Consider the following 20,621-nt stretch of genomic DNA (forward strand, 5'->3'; position numbering starts at 1 on the left):
GAGTCGACTCAGGTACCACCGGAAAACCAAGGCTCAGTCGCAGCACTTAGTGACTTGCCATTGAGAGGGCACAATTCAGCGCCTTTTTGCTACGTCTCAGTGAAGGGTCCATCGAGTACAAGGACGCCATTTTCGTCCGCCGCTAGATAATCGCCGTCTCTCACATCAACCCCCTCAAACGTAAGCGTGACGCCGCGCTCACCCACCCCGAGTTTTTCGGTCTTAATAGGCGAGACACCCAGGGCCTTTACACCAAAGTCAAAGGTATTGATGACTTCAACATCACGGGCGGAACCAATAATCACCATACCCACCCAACCATTATCCATGGCCTGCTTGGCAACCAAATCACCGGTCAACGCTTTGGCAAGCGAGCCACCGCCGTCAATTAATAAAACCCGTCCACAACCGGGCTCGCTCACGGCCTCTTTGACCTTCGAGTTATCCTCAAAACAACGGATGGTCGCAATTTGACCGCAGAACACCGAAGCACGACCGAAGGAACGAAACTGAAAGGGCAGCATTTGTGCGCGCGGATTGAGATCTGAAAGATCAGGCGTGCTTAACATGCGACACCCCCACTACGCGCGCCGGCAGAAGCCCGCGGGTCGAATGGCGTTAGGATCGTCCCGTAAACAGTTAGCACACGCCACGCAGTGAACTGCGCAAACGATCCAAGCAGCCTTTCAGTCATATCTCACAACCACTCAGTCGCGTAAGTGTCTAACTGGCTAAGCGGTGACAAGATAGCGTCTGCGTGCGCGCTTCCCCGCGGCAAGATTCGGTGTAGATAGAACTCAGTGGTGGCAATTTTGCGTTGGCAGAACAATGTTTTTTCATCGCGCGCTAACAGCTCGATCGCAACGAGCGAGCTCGCGGCAAGATGCCAACCCCCGAACAAATAGCCCGTCTGCATCATATAATCAAAAGACGCGGCCAACGCTGCATTTTTATCCGCTTTAAACATCTCCAAAATAGTTTGACTAGACATCACATGCGCCGCGAGTGCATCAGATAGGGCCGTGCCCATTGCAGCAAGCCGGTCATCACTTGAGCCCGCTAAAGCCTCAGCGACTGATCTAATTTGCTCTTGCATGGCCTCCATAGTCGCTCCGCCATCACGCGCTAACTTACGATTTACGAGGTCTGCAGCTTGTATACCGTTTGTCCCCTCATAAATCGGTGTGATGCGCACATCACGAAGGTATTGCGCGGCCCCTGTCTCTTCGACGTAGCCCATACCACCGTGAATTTGGACGCCGAGCGAGGTCACTTCCATGCCAATCTCAGTCATCCAGCCCTTTATCACCGGAATCATCAGATCGAGGCGCGCCTTCCACTGCCCACGATCTTCGGTAGGCGCTCCGTGGGATAGATCCATCGTGAGGGACTCAATGTAGGCGAGCGCTCGCATAGCCTCGTTCAGTGCACGCATTGTCATGAGCATTCGCTTAACATCCGCGTGCTCGATAATCGGCACACCACCCTGTACACGCTCCCGCGCGTAGGCCACGGCTTTTTGATAGGCCCCCTCAGACGCACCCAACCCTTGCAGACCCACTTTTAGTCGCGCCTCGTTCATCATGGTGAACATGCACGCAAGCCCGTTATTTTCCTCGCCCACGAGGTAACCAATGGCACCACCGTTATCACCGTAAGCCATCACACAGGTCGGACTTCCGTGAATGCCGAGTTTATGCTCAACGGAGACGGGGTAGGCATCATTACGCTCGCCCAAACTCCCATCATCATTGACCAAGAACTTCGGTACGACAAAAAGCGAAATGCCTCGACTGCCGGCCGGAGCATCGGGTAACCGAGCGAGTACCAGGTGAATGATATTTTCAGTAGCGTCGTGATCGCCCCATGTAATGTAAATTTTTTGACCAAAGATCTTGTAGTGGTCACCGTGACGTTCTGCACGTGTCTTCATGGGCCCGAGATCAGAACCGGCCCCTGACTCCGTGAGGTTCATGGTGCCTGACCAGATACCGGCATTGATGTTGGGCAGGTACTTATCTTTTAAATCTGGGCTCGCATGTGCCGAGATGGCAAGGGCTGCGCCCGAACTCAAAAAGGGCTCAAGTGCAAAGGCCATATCAGCAGAGTTCCACATCTCGCAGGCAGCAGTCCCATATAGCTCCGGCAGCCCTTGACCGCCGTGTGACGCCTCGGCCGCGATACCTACCCAACCGCCATCACCCAGTGCTCGAATCGCCTCACCGTAGCCAGGCGGGATAGTCACTGCACCGTTCGCACACCGAGAGGGCTGCATGTCACCCACGCGACGCAGCGGCGAGACAACGTCCGCCGCGAGCTTTCCGGCCTCCTCAAGCAGTGCCGTCGTAAGATCGGCGCCGACATCGAGCCCTTCAAAACGCGGCAAGCTGCCAAGACGGTCACCTGCCTTGCAAACGTCGTCGATCAAAAACTGCATGTCATCTAACGGTGCGGTGTACATAAAGCCTCCTAAGTTTGTCGCTATTGTAGCTGTTCACCCGTTCAGACCAAGAATTTCTACTTAGACGCGTAGAAGATGTATTATTCATAATATGAATAGTAGTTTACGCCGGAGAGTACACGCATGAGCCGACTAGGTCGCGTCGATTTGAACCTTCTTGTTTACCTTGATGCGCTGCTGCGTGAGCGAAACGTTACCCAGGCGGCGCACAGTCTAGGACTGTCCCAGCCTGCGATGAGTAATGGCTTAAAGCGACTTCGCGAGGTCTTCAACGACCCGTTGCTGATTCGCACATCCGACGGCATGACTCCCACGGCCAAAGCTGAGGAACTAGAGCCTCAGCTAAGAGAGATCCTCACCAATGTTGATCGAGCTCTGCAACCCACTGAGGAATTCATACCAGAGACAGAAAACCGCGTAGTGCGACTCATGGCCAGTGACTATGCCGAGTCGACGTTGCTTCCTGCCGTACTCAAAGAGCTTCGTGAAAAAGCGCCGGGCATCACGCTCGACATCATGAACCCTTCTGATGTGAGCTTTCTCGACGTAGAACGGGGGAAAGTCGACCTCGTAATCAACCGGTTTGTTCAGATGCCCCAGTCATTCCACCAGATTACGCTGTGGCAAGACACGTTTTCGTGTCTATTAAGCCCTGACAATCAAATTCTTGAAGACTTCAACCTCGACGCGTATCTCGCTGCGGACCACATCTGGGTGAGTAAAACGGGTATGGGTGTCGGAGTTGGCGTAAACCCAGACGATGTCCAACGCCTAGGATGGGTAGATGCGGCGCTTGATGGATTGGGTAAGAAACGCCGTATCAGGGTGTTTACCCGCCACTATCAAGCGGCGATGACGCTGGCAGAACAAAACGATTTGATCGTAACGCTGCCCACGCGCGCCACCGAATTGAAACGTGACAACCCTCGCGTGGTAGCGAGGCCCGTACCTTTCGAGATTCCGCCTCTGGAGCTTAAGATGGCGTGGAGTCCGTTATTACAACACAACCCGGGTCATCGCTGGATTCGTCAACTTATCACCCAGATTGCGCGGTCCATTTGACGGCCCTTTAAAGACATCGGCTAACCGTTATGAGTGAAACGATCCATCTTAAAGGCAGTTATGAGGCCACCGAAGCCTACTCGCTAGACCCACTCGTAGGGGTTCGGAATAACGTACTCTCCCCTATTGAATGCGCCTACTTGATCGAGCTCGCCAAACCGCATGTTAAACGTGCGGGCGTTGTATTGGATGAAGGCTACAAGGCAAGTGAGGGTCGGACAGGTTCCAACCACTGGCTGAAATACGACGAAGACGATGTCGTGCAATCGATCGGTAAGCGCATCGCGGACATCGTGGGCTTACCTTTGGCCAACGCAGAGTCAATGCAAATCATTCATTACGGACCCGAGCAGGAGTACCGTCCGCACTTCGATGCCTTTAACTTGTCACTTCCCCGGGGACAGCGTGCTGCAAAATGGGGGGGGCAACGCTTGGTAACTGCACTCGTCTATCTCAACAACGTTCAAGCCGGCGGTGCGACACAGTTTCCCAAGCTCGGTATTACCGTACCCGCGACACCGGGTCGTATGGTGATCTTCCACAATACAACACACGATATCAGTGGTCCTCACCCATTGAGCCTTCACGCTGGCATGCCGGTCGAGGCGGGGGAGAAATGGGCGTTTAACATGTGGTTCCGTTTGCAGGACACCACTGACGAATTTGTGCCAGGAGAGGTACTACCGACCGTCGCTATTGGTCAATCTGTCGATATACCTCATGGACCGCAGGTTTCCGACAATCCGTCTGCACCGGTGAAACCTGAGCGTCTTAATACCTCGAACACATCAAGCACATCGGGTGCGGCAGATACGGCCTCCGCCACGGGGGGCCTGACGGTTCGAGCGAATCGCGCCGATGCACTTTGGCAACGGGCGGTCTCGCGCACCCAAAACTCAGCACAAGACCTACCCGATCTCCACGTCAGCTACTGGGATACCTACGGCAATAAAACACAACCAGAGCCGCCCGAGAACTGGCCAGGTGCCACATTCCGAACAGCAAGTCGCGAGGTGCTAAACCCCCTTTCAGACATCGCCTTTGTTGCATCTTCTTTGGCATCAAGCGGTCATTCGCAACTCATCCCAACCACCTTTACAACTTCGGCTGCGGCGATAGCTGTCGGACCGAAAGCCGACGATCTCTGGTTTATCCGCAGTAAGCTGAGAACAGCAAGAAATAAAACGCTCTGTTTGCCTACTCCGGTCATGATGGCAGCCACCGTACCCTCGGACAGGGTCATCCAGAAGGCCGTAGATCGATTAGCACTGATCGATCAGCACAAATTTACGGCGCGCCTTTATCTCGCCATTATCGGTAATCAACTCTTTTGTGCCGACGAAAGTGTTTTGTTCGTGCACGGCGCGAGCTATGCGCCTAACGATCCCAATTTTGCCTCGCAAGTAGACAACTTGAGCTACCGCGAGACGGGGTCGTCTATTCGTGTGATAGCGGGCGGCCAGTCACCCTTTGCCAAGACGTTGATAACAGCTGGAAGAACGCTAGCGGCAGAGCTTGAAGGGTTGTTGGCCGATGTCATTACCGACTGCGCGGACGGGGCCTTTGCATTACTGGCACTCGACACCCTGCTTACGCAGGCCAACGAGCTAAAACTGCTCCGTATCCATACCTTCCCAAACTTCATGATCAACGCCGACATTGACGCGGCTGTTCATGTACCCCTCTTTGAGGACGTATTGAGGGTAATGGCAGGGAGCGCACCGAGCCAGCTGAGCCTTATCACAAATTAAAATCCAACCCTGTCCTTCCATAATAAATATAAATTATGGTCATTAATCAGTTCGCTTGGGTTCCCCGTAACAACCAAACGACAATAGCGTACTCGCTAAGTACATCATTGCATGTAACAACTCTTGGGAACTCACCATGTCAGAACGTATCGATTGCGCCGGCCTTCAAGTCGCTCCAGAAATTCACAGCCTGCTTGAAAATGAGATTTTACCGGGCACGGGCTTGGAGCCCACTGCATTTTGGACCGCCTTAGCCGACATTGTTGCGCGTTTTTCACCGCGTAACCGTGAATTGCTCGCTGTCCGCGATGATATGCAGGCTCAAATCAGCGCCTGGCACGTAGCCAATCCCGGACGTGACTACGACCGAGCAGCCTATAAAGAGATGCTGGAAGACATTGGGTACCTCCTCCCGCAACCTGCGCCCTTTAAGATTGCGACGCAACATGTTGACCCGGAGATTGCAGAGGTTGCAGGGCCGCAGCTCGTGGTGCCCGTGATGAACGCACGATATGCGCTCAATGCCGCCAACGCACGTTGGGGTTCACTCTACGATGCGCTTTATGGAACGGACGTGATTTCAGAAGAGGATGGTGCGGTTCGCGCTGGGGCTTACAACCCCGTTCGTGGACACAAAGTCATCGAGTGGGCGCGTGATTTTCTCGATTCACACTTCCCATTGAATCAAGGCACGCACAAAAATGCGGCACATTATGCAGTGGTTGATGGCGGCCTCATTATTAATCAAATCGACGGTAGCTTAAGTGTGCTCTCGTCTCCCGATCAGTTCATCGGCTTCACTGGCGATGCTGACGACCCTGTAGGCGTGCTGCTAAAGCACAACGGCCTCCACGCCGAAATCCAAATCGATCGCGATCACTCGGTAGGAAGTACCGATGCGGCGGGCGTTAAAGACGTTTGCCTAGAGTCAGCGCTTACCACCATTCAGGACTGTGAAGACTCAGTAGCGGCAGTGGATGCCGAGGACAAAGCCATCGTTTATCGGAACTGGCTAGGACTCATGCGCGGCGATCTCAACGAGAGCTTTACCAAGGGTGGCCAGACACTCACTCGAAGCTTAAATAAAGACCGCGAGTTCACATCCCCCGGTGGCGATACCGTTACCCTGCCCGGTCGCAGCCTCATGTTCGTTCGCAACGTCGGTCACCTGATGACCAACCCCGCCATTCTCGACGCTGAGGGCAACGAAATTTTTGAGGGCATCATGGATGCGCTTTTCACCACAGCTTGCTCGTTGCACGACCTGCGCGGTGCCAACAAAGGTGGTAACTCTCGAACAGGCTCCATGTACATCGTAAAACCCAAGATGCATGGCCCCGACGAAGTCAGCATGACCGTTGATCTTTTCGGTGCAGTCGAGGATGCCTTCCACCTGCCACGTAATACTATCAAGATGGGCATTATGGATGAGGAGCGGCGTACCACGGTCAACTTGGCCGAGTGCATCCGCCGCGCTTCAGAGCGTGTGGTGTTCATTAACACGGGCTTCTTAGATCGTACCGGCGATGAAATTCATACCAGCATGGAAGCCGGACCCATGGTCGCTAAGACCGCTATGAAAGGCGAGCTTTGGATTAATGCTTACGAGGATTGGAACGTAGACACCGGTCTCAACTGTGGTCTGCGTGGCAAGGCTCAAATTGGTAAAGGTATGTGGGCTATGCCCGACCTCATGGCCGCCATGATCGACACCAAGCTAGGACACCCTAAAGCCGGAGCGAACTGCGCATGGGTACCCTCACCCACGGCAGCGACATTGCATGCCACGCACTACCACGACGTCTGTGTTGCGGGCATCCAGGCAGAGCTTGAAGGCAGTGATAGGCGCAGCGTCGATGACATCCTGACGATTCCACTGAGTGACTGCAGTCAGCTAAGCGAGGAAGAAATTCAACGCGAGCTCGATAACAACGTGCAAGGCATGCTGGGCTATGTGGTGCGCTGGGTAGATCACGGTGTGGGCTGCTCAAAAGTACCCGACATCAATAACGTGGGGCTCATGGAAGACCGAGCAACACTCCGAATTTCCAGCCAGCACATTGCTAACTGGCTGCATCACGGTGTGATTACAGAACTTCAGTTCCAGGAATCAATGGTAAGGATGGCCAGTGTGGTCGATGGTCAGAATGCATCTGACCCGAGTTATCTACCGATGATTATTGATGATCGGCCTTCTGGGTACGCCTTCCAAACTGCTCGGAATCTAGTGTTCAGCGGTGTGCAGGAGCCAAGTGGGTACACGGAACCCGCCTTGCACACATCCCGGCGAGAGCAGAAACAATTACGGTAAAAAAATAAGGGCGCCATAACGACGCCCTGCAGAAGGTTACTTACATTGAGACGGTAAAAAGTCTGTGTCTATGTCGGTTGCGTTGGTCGGCCCGTAGCTTGAAGCCGTGAGTGCAGCAGTGCATGACCAAACTACACCGCCGTCACTGACAGTTGGGTCATATGTGAGATAAGAGCCCGCAGTGATGCCGTTTATACCATTCATGCTCACTTCAACCGTGCCCTCCCCGTTTGTAGTTGCCACTGATGCAACAGCTGTCGTTGCAATAGTTGCCATATTTGCAGCTGCCAGAGTTGCGGGCCAACTACCGTAGGTTGCATAGTACTCGGCGAAGGCTGTCTTATACCCTTGCGCCACACTTGCCGCCTCGGCTACGCGAGCTCGAGCCGTGTAATCGTTATATGCTGGAAGCGCAACGGCAGCCAGAATTCCAATAATTGCCACGACGATCATTAATTCAATGAGCGTAAATCCTTTCTGTGCAGTTTCCTTCATCTTGAATCTCCAAGTTACAAAAAAATGATGTATCTACCGGAAGGTAACGCAAGACTGATGCCAAAATGGCGCACGAAATTTTGTTTCTACAAAAAAACATTGTGCTCGGGACTGTAAAAATGCCTCCGCACCTCAGTTATCACTGGACACAGTCTTTTAGTGTCGTATTTGTCTCTATCAAGATCTCGGATTAATAAAAGATCGGAGAGCTCGCTTCAGCCTGACAAATTTTGTCAGTTACCTACAATACTCGGCTTATTTTGCGACTAAACCTCACTAACATACCCTCAAAATATCGCTTACCTAAGCCATTTTTATCATTGACTTATGAGTATATTCTGCTCATGGTAGTGGTGGTAATCTGATAGGTATGACTTACTATGAACACCACCGCGTCCGGCGAAATACGGCCAGTGCTTTACAGTGGTCTTACTGAGCGCCTTATTGCCGAACAACTTATGAGCTCAGCAGGTGCGGCAGAAATTGTTGAACAGTCCCGTTCCGCCGGCACAACCCTGATACAAGAATTACTCGATGGAAAAAGTATCGACAGCGATTTGCTAGCGCGTGTGGTATCAGAAGAGTACGGAGTGCCGCTCTTTGATCTAAACAACATGGCGCAAGAGCACTTCCCTGTTGAGTTAGTGCCTCAGTCCCTCATCAGAAAACACAAAGCGCTGCCTCTGTACCGCCGAGGCAATCGATTATTTATCGCAGTCTCAGATCCAACAAACACAAGCGCACTAGCCGAGTTCAAATTTGCGACCGGTATTGCCACAGATTCAATTGTTGTGGAGCACAAGCAATTACTGGAAACCATCGACGAGGTCATTGCCAAGCAAGACGAGATTTTCGACGGCGATATCAGTGACTTCACTTCCGCTGAGGATTATATCCCGGACTTAGAAGTCGAAGAGGAGCTGGAAGAAACCGACTTCACAAAATTAGCCGACGATGCGCCGGTTGTGAAATTTGTTAACAAAGTACTGTTTGACGCTATTAAACAAGGCGCATCAGATATCCATTTTGAGCCCTACGAACGCGAATACCGGGTTCGAGTTAGAGCGGATGGCGTGCTTCAAGAAGTTGTCAGGCCTCCAAAGGGGTTAGCACCGCGCTTGGCTGCTCGACTAAAAGTCATGGCTCGCCTCGATATTTCAGAAAGACGTGCACCGCAAGATGGGCGAATTCAACTCAAATTATCGAAAAACCGTTCCATCGACTTTCGAGTCAGTACGCTGCCAACCCTATTTGGTGAAAAAATTGTTTTGCGAATTCTGGACCCTGGCTCAGCTCGCATGGGTGTGGACGCATTAGGATATGAACCGGAGCAAAAAGAGCTTTATTTAGAGGCCCTTAGTAGACCTCAGGGTATGATTTTGGTAACCGGACCCACTGGATCGGGAAAAACCGTCTCGCTCTATACGGGCCTCGATGTGCTCAACGAGCCTGAGCGCAACATTTCAACTGCTGAAGACCCCGTTGAAATCAATATGGAAGGCATCAACCAGGTCCATGTAAACCCAAAAGTCGGACTCAACTTCGCAGGTGTCCTTAGATCATTCCTTCGTCAAGACCCCGATGTGCTCATGGTCGGCGAGATCCGCGACTTAGAAACCGCCGAGATCGCAATTAAAGCAGCGCAGACAGGACACCTGGTTCTTTCCACAGTTCACACGAATAGCGCACCTGAAACAATCAATCGTCTGCTTAACATGGGCATCCCCGCCTATAACATAGCGTCTTCACTGAGCTTGATTATTGCGCAGCGTTTGGCTCGTCGCCTCTGTAAGTACTGCTCAGAGCCCGAGACTAACGTCCCTGATACCGCACTTAAGGAGCTTGGCTTTACGGATGAAATGCTCAAGTCCGCTACCATCATGAAGCCTGTTGGGTGCAAGCAATGTCGCAAAGGTCACAGTGGTCGAGTGGGAGTTTATGAAGTGGTCAAAGTCACAAAGTCGTTATCCAATGCAATTTTGAACGGCGCAAATGTTCACGAACTTGAGCAAGCTGCCCGCGAAGCCGGCTTTTACGACTTGCGTCGCGCAGCCCTTAAGAAATGTGCTGAGGGTATAATAAGCCTCGAAGAGGTAAACCGCGTAACCGTTGATTGAGATGCTATCTCGTAATTTTAGCCACGGCTGCTCAATCGCAGTTCATTGCAACGTTAGAAGCTAAGTAACTATGGCCAGAAGCGAGATAACATTTATTTGGTCTGGAGTCGATCGAACAGGCCGCACCTCAAACGGGGAAGTCAACGCACCCAGTGTGGCAATCGCGAAGGCGCAGCTGCGCCGCCAAGGGATCAACGCTAAACGGCTTCGAAAGAAAACCCAACCTCTTTTATCAATGGGCAAGGCTATTGATACGAGAGATATCGCCGTGTTCACACGCCAGCTTGCAACCATGACGCGCGCGGGCGTTCCCATGGTTCAGGCCATAGATATCGTAATGGATGGGACCGATAAAGCCTTGATGAAGGACTTGATCCGTCAGATACGTAACGACGTGTCAGGCGGCGCACCGGTCGCCACCTCGTTTGGAAAACACCGTAAGCATTTCGATGAACTGTATTGCAGCTTGGTGGCTGCGGGCGAAAATTCGGGTACGCTCGAGGTGATGCTGGATCGCATAGCGATTTACAAGGAAAAAACCGAGGCGTTAAAGGCGACCATAAAAAAGGCACTAACCTACCCTATAGCCACCGTTCTTGTGGCCATCGTGGTGACGGGCATACTGCTAATCAACGTCGTTCCACAATTTGCCAGCACCTTCGAAAGCTTTGGCTCTGAGCTACCCGCCTTCACGCAATTTGTGGTTGGGGTCTCTAACCTTTTACAAGCGTGGTGGATGTCCATCGGTGGCGCTTTTGCCTTATTCATTATTAGCTTTAACCGACTTCGTTTGGGTAACCGGAAATTTGCTAATGCGATCGATGCAGGCCTTCTCAAGGCGCCGATCTTTGGAAAGATTGTTCACGATGCTGTTATCGCAAGATATTCTAGGACGCTATCAACCACCTTTGCCGCAGGCGTGCCGCTCGTAGAGGCCTTAGACGCGACAGCGACCGCATCGGGGAATGCATTGTACGAGCGCGCCATCAAACAGATGCGCAACGATGTTACTTCAGGCCTATCGTTACTGCAGGCAACACGCGCCACGGGGATCTTCCCAATGTTTCTTTTGCAAATGACTTCGATTGGCGAAGAGTCGGGCACACTGGACGAGATGCTAGGTAAAGTCGCAGATCAGTACGAGATGCAAGTTGATAACGCCGTTGAATCGATTAGCTCACTAATCGAACCCATGATTATGTCAGTCTTAGGTATTATCATTGGTGGTCTAATGATCGCGATGTACCTACCGATCTTCATGCTTGGTTCGGTGATATAGAAGACTTATGGACCCCTTAGAAGAAATTATCCGTGCTCAGCCCGGACTATCCATAGCGCTCGCCATTTTGGGGCTCACAGTGGGCAGTTTCCTAAACGTGGTCATACACCGGCTACCTAAAATGATGGAGCGGCAGTGGGAGCGTGAGTGCGCAGAGTTGCGCGGCGAGAATACCCCAGAGGCGACGCCCTATTCGCTTGCTTTTCCGGGTTCGCACTGCCCAAGCTGTAACGCGGAGATTACAGCGCTTCAAAATATTCCCGTTTTAAGCTATCTGCTCTTGCGCGGGCACTGTGCTAATTGTGGGGTATCGATACCCATCCGCTATCCGCTTATCGAACTCACAACGGCTCTGGTTTGGGTTCTATGTGGTCTCACGTTTGGTGTTAGTAATGCGCTCGCCGCTGCAATGCTTCTTACCGCTGTTTTATTATCACTGACGGCCATCGATCTTGATCATCAGCTCTTGCCTGACAGTCTCACCTTGCCCCTCTTGTGGATCGGTCTGCTCATCAACATGAACGCTACTTTTGTAACGCTAGAGAGCGCTGTACTCGGCGCTGTCTTTGGCTACCTGAGTCTATGGTCGGTGTATTGGCTGTTTAAGGTCATCACAGGTAAAGAAGGAATGGGCTACGGTGACTTCAAGTTACTGGCAGCGCTCGGTGCCTGGTTTGGTGTGAGCGCCCTACCCACGATCGTACTACTCTCATCACTCGTAGGCGCCGTCGTCGGCCTAGGACTCATTGCCACCGGACGACAAGATCGCGAAACACCGATGCCGTTCGGCCCATTTCTCGCCGGTGCGGGGCTTATTCACCTCTTCTATCCTGATAGTTTAATGGGCTGGATCGCGGGGACACTTTGATATGAGCGCTCAGCAATTTGTAGTAGGTGTAACCGGCGGTATCGGGAGCGGTAAATCGGCTGTCACCGATTATCTCGAGACTAAAGGCATTACCGTTGTCGACGCAGACAAAGTTGCTCGGGTCGTGGTTGAACCTGGCACTTCTGGACTTGCCGCTATTGCTGAGCACTTTGGACGCGATATTCTTCTTCCCAACGGGGCGCTTGATCGCGCGGCACTGAGGAAAATCGTTTTCGATGAACCGGATGAGCGCAAGGTGCTAGAAGGCATAACCCACCCCCGTATCCGTGAAGAGATTGCACGTCAGCTGAGCGATGCAAGCTCGCCCTACGTCGTACTGGCCTCTCCGCTCTTACTCGAGTCAGGACAAAGTAGCTTTGCGGACTATGTTGTTGTTGTCGACGTACCCGAATCAGTCCAACTCAGTCGCACCATGACACGCGATGACAACAGTGAGCAGCTCGTCAAGTCCATCATGGCCGTGCAGCTTCAACGAGAAACCCGGCTCGCTAGATCAGACACGTCGATCAGTAATGAGGGAACACTTGAGGAGCTTTACACTCGAGTCGACGCCTTGCATGCAGATTTACTGCGTCGCGCCCAAGCTTAAAAAGAAGCCAGCACTAACTTAACCTGCTTCATGATTTCGGCATTAGCCTCAGGAACGCGGTAGTCGTCCAGCACCGATTCCGAGACCCATGCGATTGGCTGACCTTCGGCGCCATGTGGCTCACCGGTCCAGGACAACACACGATGAACATCGAGAAGCACCTGCTTCTCGCCATAGTCGTGATTCACCGTCATGAGAGGCAAGGTTTGGTCGATCGACACGCCTAACTCCTCGGATAACTCTCGAGCCAAGGCGCTCGCAACGCTTTCGCCTGCCTCCACCTTACCCCCAGGAAACTCCCAGTAACCCTCAAGATGTGTGCCTTTTTGGCGTCTTGCGAGTAATACGCAGCCCGTGTCGTCAATGAGCACGCCCACCGCCACGTGAATACCCTCGCTCACAATGCCCTGGCTCGCAATGCCCTGGCTCATTAAGTGCGGTACTCGGCGTTTATTTTGACGTAATCATACGAAAAGTCGGTGGTCCAAAGCGTTGCAGATTTCTCGCCGCGACCCAGGTCAATCGAAAGGATTAAATCCTCAGGCGCCATAGCCGCAACGCCGGCTTCTTCGGTATAACTTGCAGCACGCGCGCCATTTTCGGCGATGAGTACGCCATTTAGTGAGAGTGACACCGCGTCCACATTTAGATCGCTCACACCTGCCCGGCCCACAGCGGCGAGTATACGTCCCCAGTTTGGATCCGACGCGAATAGGGCCGTTTTAACCAAGGGGGAATGCGCGACCGTGCGCGCCACTTGGTCAGCTTCGGCCTCGCTGCCGGCATTGGAGACAGTGATTTCAACAAATTTTGTTGCACCCTCGCCGTCACGAATAATATCTTGCGCAAGCTCAGTGGCCAGCTCAGTCAGCGCTGCTTGGAAGGCAAGCGCGGCTTCTCTGTCTGCCGGTGTGATAACAAAGGCTGACTGCCCTGTGGCGGTCAGCGTCACGGCATCGTTGGTGCTAGTGTCACCGTCCACCGTGATCCGATTAAAGCTCACATTAACGGCAGCGCGCAGCATACCGTCGAGCATCTCGCGGGAAATAACGGCATCCGTGGCAATAAAACCGAGCATTGTCGCCATATTTGGCTGAATCATGCCTGAGCCTTTACTCATCCCCACCAACTGGCAGGCGGTGCCATTGTTGATCGTTACGACCTTGCTACGAAGCTTGGGGACCGTGTCGGTGGTCATAATCGCCTGTGCGGCACGCTTCCAATTACTCGAACCTAAATCGCTGATTGCCGCTGGCAAGGCCGCGTTGAGTGCATCGACAGGCAGGACCTCACCAATAACACCCGTAGAAAAGGGCAAGACCTCTGTTGGCGATATATGTGTCAGCTCAGACAGCGCAGAGCAGCTTTGTTCACAGGCAACCATACCCGGCTCGCCCGTCCCAGCGTTCGCGTTGCCGGAATTAATGAGGATGTACCGAGCACTAATCGCCCTGTTATTGCGCTCGGCTACCAGTACAGGCGCGGCTCTAAACGCATTTTGGGTAAAAACTGCCGCAGTAACGCTGCCCTCACTCATCTCGATAAGCGTAAGATCGTCTCGATTAGGGTACTTGATACCCGCCTGCGCAACCCCAAGCCGAATACCTGGGACAGATAGCTCGCTCATACTTAGCTGAGTGCTCCGCAACACTGTTTGTACTTTTTACCACTGCCACAAGGACATGGATCGTTTCGGCCTACCTTAGGTTCATCACGAACTACCTGCGCCACTTGCGCTTGGGGCGCGCGTGCCAAAGGTTGTTGTCCCTGAGGCGCTTCGGACTCCCCCTCAGGCAAAGCCGAGGCTTGGGCATGCTGGAAAGCTAATTGCTGGCGCGCGGCTTCCTCGCGACGCCGACGCTCGATTTCCTCAGCCTCGTCCTTACGTTGAATTTGAAGATGGCTCAAAATTCGAATGACATCGCCTTTGAGGCGTTCAAGTAACGATTGGAATAGCTCAAACGCCTCGCGCTTGTATTCCTGCTTGGGGTTTTTATTCGCGTAGGCACGCAAGTGGATGCCTTGACGCAATTGATCCATGGTTTGGAGGTGTTCTTTCCAAAGTCCGTCCAACACCTGCAGCATGACTTGCTTCTCGATCTGGCGCATCGCATCACCCACCATGGCACCCTTCTCGTCATACGCGGCCTGCACAGAATCGATAATTCGTGCACGGAGCGGCTCCTCGTGAAGGTTGGTGTCTTCTTTTAGCCAGGTCGCTACCGGCAACTCAATAGCAAAATCCGCTTTCAGATGACGCTCCAAGCCTTCGATGTCCCATTGCTCTTCGACGCTCATGGGAGGAACGAATCGATCGATACCCTCATGAACAACGTCGGCACGGATATGGGTAATCATCTCCGCCACGTCCTCACCGTCGAGCAACTGGTCGCGCTGCTTATAAATAATCTGCCGCTGGTCATTGGCGACATCGTCGTACTCAAGTAGCTGCTTACGGATATCGAAGTTACGCCCTTCAACCTTTCGCTGCGCGCGCTCGATCGACTTGGTGACCATACCGCTTTCGATCGCTTCACCACGCTCCATGCCCACCTTCTGCATGATGCCCGCCATGTTGCCCATGAAAATGCGCATGAGGTTATCTTCAAGCGAAATGTAGAAACGCGATGCCCCCGGATCACCTTGACGCCCCGCACGCCCCCGTAACTGGTTGTCAATGCGACGAGACTCGTGACGCTCGGTACCTAAGATATGGAGACCACCTGCGTCGAGCACCGTTTGATGACGCTCTCCCCATGCGGTTCGCGCCGCGTCCCGCTCTACCTCGTTGTCGAGCGTGGCTATCTCCGCCTCCAAGTTGCCACCGAGTACGATGTCAGTACCTCGACCAGCCATGTTGGTAGCAATAGTCACGATGCCCGGACGACCAGCCTGGGCAATAATTTCAGCTTCTTGCTCGTGGTACTTTGCGTTGAGCACTTTGTGGTCGATGCCTGCTTTCTTGAAGTAAGCCGAGAGCTCTTCGGAGGTCTCTACTGACGCCGTACCAACGAGAACCGGCGCTTGCTTTTCGATGATCCGCTTAGTCTCATCAACAATCGCTTCCAATTTCTCTTCTTGAGACATGAATACCAGATCATTCATGTCGAGGCGCTTCATCGGAATATTGGTGGGGATGACCACACACTCAAGACCATAGATCTGACGAAACTCAAAAGCCTCTGTATCGGCCGTTCCCGTCATGCCACTTAACTTCTCATAAAGCCGGAAGTAATTTTGAAAAGTGGTCGAGGCCATGGTCTGGCTCTCGGCCTGAATATTCACGTTCTCTTTGGCTTCAATGGCCTGATGCAGGCCCTCAGACAATCGCCGGCCCGCCATCGTGCGACCCGTATGCTCATCGATCAGGACAACCTGACCGTCTTGAACAATGTATTCAACGTTTCGCTGGAACAAGTTGTGCGCGCGCAATGCCGAATTTACGTGGTGTAACAAGTTAAGGTTGCTCGAGGCGTACAGCGAATCGTCCGCCGCCAGCAGATTCTCATCGATCAACATCGTTTCGATGAGCTCATGCCCTTCCTCCGTGAGCTCCACGGTGCGCTGTTTTTCGTCGATGACAAAGTGCCCATCTTCCGCCTCTTCATCGGTGCGAACCGACAGCTTAGGAATGAGCTTGTTGATTTTGCGATAGAGCTCTGAGCTGTCCTCAGCGGCTCCCGAGATAATGAGCGGGGTTCGTGCTTCATCAATCAGAATCGAATCCACCTCATCGACAATGGCAAATGCAAGCGAGCCCTGCATCTTGTCGTTCAGACTGAACGCCATATTGTCGCGCAAGTAATCAAAACCAAACTCGTTATTGGTGCCGTAGACAATATCGGCCGAGTACGCCTCGCGCTTCTCTTCTTGCGTTTGACCCGCGCGGATCACACCCACCTGCAGGCCAAGAAAGTTATAGAGCTTACCCATCCAGGCGGCATCGCGAGACGCGAGGTAGTCGTTCACTGTGATGAGGTGAACACTGTTACCCGACAGGGCGTTCAGGTAAGCCGGGAGGGTGGCGACCAAGGTCTTACCCTCACCTGTGCGCATCTCCGCAACGTTGCCCTCGTGTAAGACCACACCGCCAATGAGCTGCACATCGAAATGCCGCATCCCCATAGCGCGGACACCCCCCTCACGAACCACCGCGAAGGCCTCAGGAAGCAGCGCATCCAACGATTCGCCCTGCTGAAAGCGCTCTCTAAATTCTTGGGTCTTAGCCCGTAACGCATCATCGTCAAGGCCTTTGAGGCTCTCTTCAAGGGCGTTAATTTTCTTAACCGTTTTCTTAATTCGTCGCAGCACTCTGTCGTTGCGCGAGCCGAATATCATCTTCAGCGGATTAGCCATGGTGTTTCCAAATATAGTTTTAAGGTCGATAGTGTGGACTGCGGAGACTGCCAGTGAACATCACCAGCAAGCAGACATAACCTTAGTTAGGCGTTCGACGGAGGTAGCTTGCAGGATCGACCGGTCGGCCGTTTTTATGCACCTCGAAGTGCACGTGGGGGCCCGTGGAACGGCCGCTATTGCCCATAAGCGCAACGACGTCACCGCGACGAACCATATCGCCAACTTTGACGAGATTTTTCTGATTGTGCGCGTAGCGCGTTATGACACCATCACCGTGCGCAACTTCGACCATATTGCCGTAGCCCGACCGTTCTCCGCTCCAGCTAACCACGCCGCTCGCCACAGCAATAATATCGGAGCCCTCTCGGCCAGCGAAGTCGATGCCCTCATGCCAGGCTTTTTTGCCACTGAAGGGGTCGATCCGAGAACCAAAATGCGACGATAGCCAACCCGACAAAATAGGCTTGCCAGCGGGTGTCGCATCATCGCGAACCTGCTCACCTTGAATCAGCTCTGAAAGAATATCGAGTTGCACCTCACGATCATCGAGTGCGTTGCTCAGGGCAAACAGCTCTCCCTCGAGTGCGGGGATAAGTTCGCGCGCGTCCTCTTGCGACGCCATCAGCGGACCACCGAGGGCCGGCGCCATATTGAAGTCGAATTCGCCTGGTTCTAGTCCGGCGCTTTGCGTGAGGTTCATACCAACCGCGTCAAGCCTTGTTACCCGACTTTGTAGCTCTGCGAGTAACAGCGTCATCGACTCTAGCCGGCGCTCCGCTTCCACCGCCATATTGGCTAGCGCCTCTGCGCGTTCACGCGCCTCCTCAGCAGCGAGCGTCTCTTCCGCGGCTTCAGCCTCTGCAACACCCTTCTTGACGCCGAATTCATAGCTTAGACCTGCCAAAGAAACAGGTAGCCCGATCAAAAACGCCGAAACGACCACACGCGTCCACCGGCCTATCTCGACGGTTTTCGAAGGTCCTTCGTTGTTGATCAGGATGAATTTCACGTGGCGTTCGCTACAAATTTTCGAGGCGTCACTATGCCAGACTTGCCGTTACGGTGAAAGTGATCTTGCGACGGCCGGGCAACCGCCTACGTTTAGGCCGGTGCGTAAGTAAGAAATGGTTGCTGATATGAGATTGGCGCGTCATCGAGGTCTTCAAAGGTCACCATTTCCCAAGCATCTTTCTGGGAAATCAGTGTACGCAATGCCTGATTGTTCAGTGCGTGGCCTGACTTAAACGCCTGATACTCGCCAATGAGGCTGTAACCCAGTAAATAAAGATCACCAATCGCATCAAGCACCTTGTGTTTAACAAACTCGTCTTCGTACCGCAGCCCGTCGTTGTTCAACACCTTGTAGTCATCAATGACAATGGCATTGTCCATGCTGCCACCTCGGGCGAGCCCCTTCGATCGGAGGTATTCAATCTCCTCCACAAAACCAAACGTGCGGGCACGACTAATCTCTCTGACGAAGGACGTTGTCGAAAAATCAATCTCGGTAGTCGCGGCACGGTGTTTAAACACCGGATGATCGAAGTCGATACCAAACGATATCTTAAATCCTTCCAGTGGCAGGAACGTGGCGCTTTTATCACCATCAGTCACCGTGACCTCGCGCTTAACACGGATAAACTTTTTGGGCGCATGCTGTTCGACGAGGCCGGCCGACTGAAGCAAAAATACGAACGGCGCTGCACTACCATCCATGATGGGAATTTCGGGGGCAGTAACGTCAACGTACGCATTATCAACACCGAGACCCGCCATTGCTGATAACAAGTGTTCAATCGTCGATACGCGCGCGTCATTGTGAATAAGGCAAGTCGACAGCGTCGTCTCACCAACCAGATCGGCTCGAGCGGGGATCTCGGCCACGGGGTTCAGGTCGGTTCGACGAAAAACAATACCCGTATCCACAGGTGCCGGGGAAAGTGTCAGTAACACCTTTTCACCTGTGTGCAAGCCGACGCCAGTCGCCTTGATCGAGTTTCGTAATGTTCGCTGTCGTATCATTCCATCGCCTTTTTCAGAGGGCAAAGACTCGGAGAGTGTTTCACTCCCTGAGCATCATCTTTGAGTCGTGAACCTAATCGGCTTGGCGACGCAAAAACGCGGGGATATCGAAATATCCTTCCTCGCTGTTTTCCTCTACCGCAACCGCTTGACCGCCAGCCGCTACACGCTGACGTTTCGCAGGTGGCAGATCATACCCTTCATAAGCGGGCGAAGTCGACGTTGCGTTGCGCATGGGTGCTACAGGTTCGACCTTTTTAAGGACAGGACGGCTCTGCTCAACGCCAAGCCCCGTTGCCACAACCGTTACCTTCAGCTCATCGCTCATTGTCGGGTCGATAACCGTCCCAACAACCACCGTCGCGTCGTCGCAAGCAATCTCCTCAATCGCCTCACCGACTTCCGAGAACTCACCCAGTGACAAGTCGAGTCCCGCTGTAATATTGACCAGCAAGCCTTTCGCACCGCTCAAATCAATATCATCGAGTAAGGGACTGTTGATCGCACGCTCAGCTGCCTCGCGCGCGCGGTCCTCGCCTGTTGCGGTACCGGTGCCCATCATGGCCGAACCCATCTCTGACATGACCGTTTTCACGTCGGCAAAGTCAACGTTGATCATACCGGGCCGGATGATGAGATCTGCAATACCCTGTACGGCGCCAAACAGCACATCGTTTGCCTCTTTAAAGGCATCAAGTAGGCTCGTGCTCTTTCCCATGACCTCAAGCAGTTTCTCGTTAGGCACTGTGATTAAAGAGTCAACGTGCTGCTCGAGCTCTTTGAGTCCTTGATCAGCAATGGCAAGACGCTTTCGGCCTTCGAAACTGAACGGCCGCGTCACCACAGCAACGGTCAAGATGCCCATATCGCGCGCCACCTCAGCAACAATGGGCGCACCGCCAGTACCGGTACCGCCGCCCATGCCAGCCGTAACAAATACCATATCGGCACCTTGCAGCGACTCGGCAATACGATCGCGGTCCTCAAGGGCAGCCGCTCGACCAATCTCGGGATTCGCACCCGCTCCGAGACCCTTCGTGATCGCATTACCCAGCTGTAGCACGGTTCTGGAATCGATATCTGCGAGAGCCTGCGAGTCCGTGTTCGCGCAAATAAAATCCACACCCTCGATATCGTGCTCGATCATGTGACGAACGGCGTTACCGCCACCACCACCTACGCCTATGACTTTAATGACCGCGTTTTGCGGTGCGTTATCTACTAGTTCAAACATAATCTTTCTCCCCGTTTGAAATTATCCGGTTACCCGGTTTTCCCCTTTTATT

Annotated in this window: 16 protein-coding genes; 7 read left to right on the forward strand and 9 right to left on the reverse strand. The window is 53.1% G+C overall.

What is annotated here, in order from left to right; all coding sequences use genetic code 11:
• Positions 1-89: 89 nt before the first annotated feature.
• Positions 90-569: a ribonuclease E activity regulator RraA gene (gene rraA / locus E0F26_RS11925; protein WP_279241887.1), complete on the reverse strand. Its 480-nt coding sequence runs from the start codon at positions 567-569 to the stop codon at positions 90-92.
• A gap of 128 nt (positions 570-697) precedes the next feature.
• Positions 698-2,461: an acyl-CoA dehydrogenase gene (locus tag E0F26_RS11930; protein ID WP_279241888.1), complete on the reverse strand. Its 1,764-nt coding sequence runs from the start codon at positions 2,459-2,461 to the stop codon at positions 698-700.
• A 123-nt stretch (positions 2,462-2,584) separates the two neighbouring features.
• Here E0F26_RS11930 and E0F26_RS11935 point away from each other — a divergent pair, with 123 nt between their 5' ends.
• The 3 genes from E0F26_RS11935 to E0F26_RS11945 all read left to right on the forward strand — a co-directional run bounded on the left by E0F26_RS11935 (position 2,585) and on the right by E0F26_RS11945 (position 7,585).
• Positions 2,585-3,523, forward strand: a complete 939-nt coding sequence (locus tag E0F26_RS11935; protein WP_279241889.1) for a LysR family transcriptional regulator — start codon at positions 2,585-2,587, stop codon at positions 3,521-3,523.
• A gap of 29 nt (positions 3,524-3,552) precedes the next feature.
• The gene (locus E0F26_RS11940; RefSeq protein ID WP_279241890.1) at positions 3,553-5,274 is read left to right on the forward strand and encodes a prolyl hydroxylase family protein; all 1,722 of its coding nucleotides are present in this window, start codon (positions 3,553-3,555) and stop codon (positions 5,272-5,274) included.
• Positions 5,275-5,410: 136 nt separating this feature from the next.
• The gene (locus E0F26_RS11945; RefSeq protein WP_279241891.1) at positions 5,411-7,585 is read left to right on the forward strand and encodes a malate synthase G; all 2,175 of its coding nucleotides are present in this window, start codon (positions 5,411-5,413) and stop codon (positions 7,583-7,585) included.
• A gap of 36 nt (positions 7,586-7,621) precedes the next feature.
• Here the strand turns inward: E0F26_RS11945 and E0F26_RS11950 are convergent, their stop codons facing one another.
• Positions 7,622-8,080 carry a pilin gene (locus E0F26_RS11950; protein WP_279241892.1) on the reverse strand — a complete coding sequence of 153 codons (459 nt, stop codon included), beginning with the start codon at positions 8,078-8,080 and terminating at the stop codon, positions 7,622-7,624.
• 380 nt (positions 8,081-8,460) lie between these two features.
• On the opposite strand from E0F26_RS11950, the gene pilB reads away from it, so the two are divergent.
• The 4 genes from pilB (at position 8,461) to coaE (ending at position 12,954) form a co-directional block, all read left to right on the forward strand.
• A complete protein-coding gene (gene pilB / locus E0F26_RS11955) occupies positions 8,461-10,197 on the forward strand; it encodes a type IV-A pilus assembly ATPase PilB (RefSeq protein ID WP_279241893.1) in 1,737 nt (578 codons plus the stop codon).
• Positions 10,198-10,267: 70 nt separating this feature from the next.
• Positions 10,268-11,476 carry a type II secretion system F family protein gene (locus E0F26_RS11960; RefSeq protein WP_279241894.1) on the forward strand — a complete coding sequence of 403 codons (1,209 nt, stop codon included), beginning with the start codon at positions 10,268-10,270 and terminating at the stop codon, positions 11,474-11,476.
• Positions 11,477-11,483: 7 nt separating this feature from the next.
• Positions 11,484-12,344, forward strand: coding sequence for a prepilin peptidase (locus E0F26_RS11965; protein ID WP_279241895.1), 861 nt, complete (start codon positions 11,484-11,486; stop codon positions 12,342-12,344).
• Position 12,345: 1 nt separating this feature from the next.
• On the forward strand, positions 12,346-12,954 hold the full coding sequence (gene coaE / locus E0F26_RS11970) for a dephospho-CoA kinase (protein ID WP_279241896.1): 609 nt from the start codon (positions 12,346-12,348) through the stop codon (positions 12,952-12,954).
• On the opposite strand, the gene mutT is transcribed toward coaE, so the two are convergent.
• The 6 genes from mutT to ftsZ form a co-directional block, all read right to left on the reverse strand.
• The gene (gene mutT, locus E0F26_RS11975) at positions 12,951-13,385 is read right to left on the reverse strand and encodes an 8-oxo-dGTP diphosphatase MutT (RefSeq protein WP_279241897.1); all 435 of its coding nucleotides are present in this window, start codon (positions 13,383-13,385) and stop codon (positions 12,951-12,953) included. The genes coaE and mutT overlap by 4 nt on opposite strands.
• On the reverse strand, positions 13,385-14,581 hold the full coding sequence (argJ, locus tag E0F26_RS11980) for a bifunctional glutamate N-acetyltransferase/amino-acid acetyltransferase ArgJ (protein WP_279241898.1): 1,197 nt from the start codon (positions 14,579-14,581) through the stop codon (positions 13,385-13,387). Before argJ ends, mutT begins: the two co-directional genes overlap by 1 nt.
• A 2-nt stretch (positions 14,582-14,583) precedes the next feature.
• Positions 14,584-17,310 carry a preprotein translocase subunit SecA gene (gene secA / locus E0F26_RS11985; RefSeq protein WP_279241899.1) on the reverse strand — a complete coding sequence of 909 codons (2,727 nt, stop codon included), beginning with the start codon at positions 17,308-17,310 and terminating at the stop codon, positions 14,584-14,586.
• A gap of 82 nt (positions 17,311-17,392) precedes the next feature.
• Positions 17,393-18,322 (reverse strand): M23 family metallopeptidase, encoded by a 930-nt coding sequence (locus E0F26_RS11990; RefSeq protein ID WP_279241900.1) that lies wholly within the window; start codon positions 18,320-18,322, stop codon positions 17,393-17,395.
• Between the two features lie 92 nt (positions 18,323-18,414).
• Positions 18,415-19,335: a UDP-3-O-acyl-N-acetylglucosamine deacetylase gene (gene lpxC / locus E0F26_RS11995; protein WP_279241901.1), complete on the reverse strand. Its 921-nt coding sequence runs from the start codon at positions 19,333-19,335 to the stop codon at positions 18,415-18,417.
• 73 nt (positions 19,336-19,408) lie between these two features.
• On the reverse strand, positions 19,409-20,569 hold the full coding sequence (gene ftsZ / locus E0F26_RS12000; RefSeq protein ID WP_279241902.1) for a cell division protein FtsZ: 1,161 nt from the start codon (positions 20,567-20,569) through the stop codon (positions 19,409-19,411).
• Between the last annotated feature and the right edge of the window lie 52 nt (positions 20,570-20,621).

It is taken from the genome of Candidatus Paraluminiphilus aquimaris, from assembly GCF_026230195.1.
Lineage (GTDB): Bacteria > Pseudomonadota > Gammaproteobacteria > Pseudomonadales > Halieaceae > Luminiphilus > Luminiphilus aquimaris.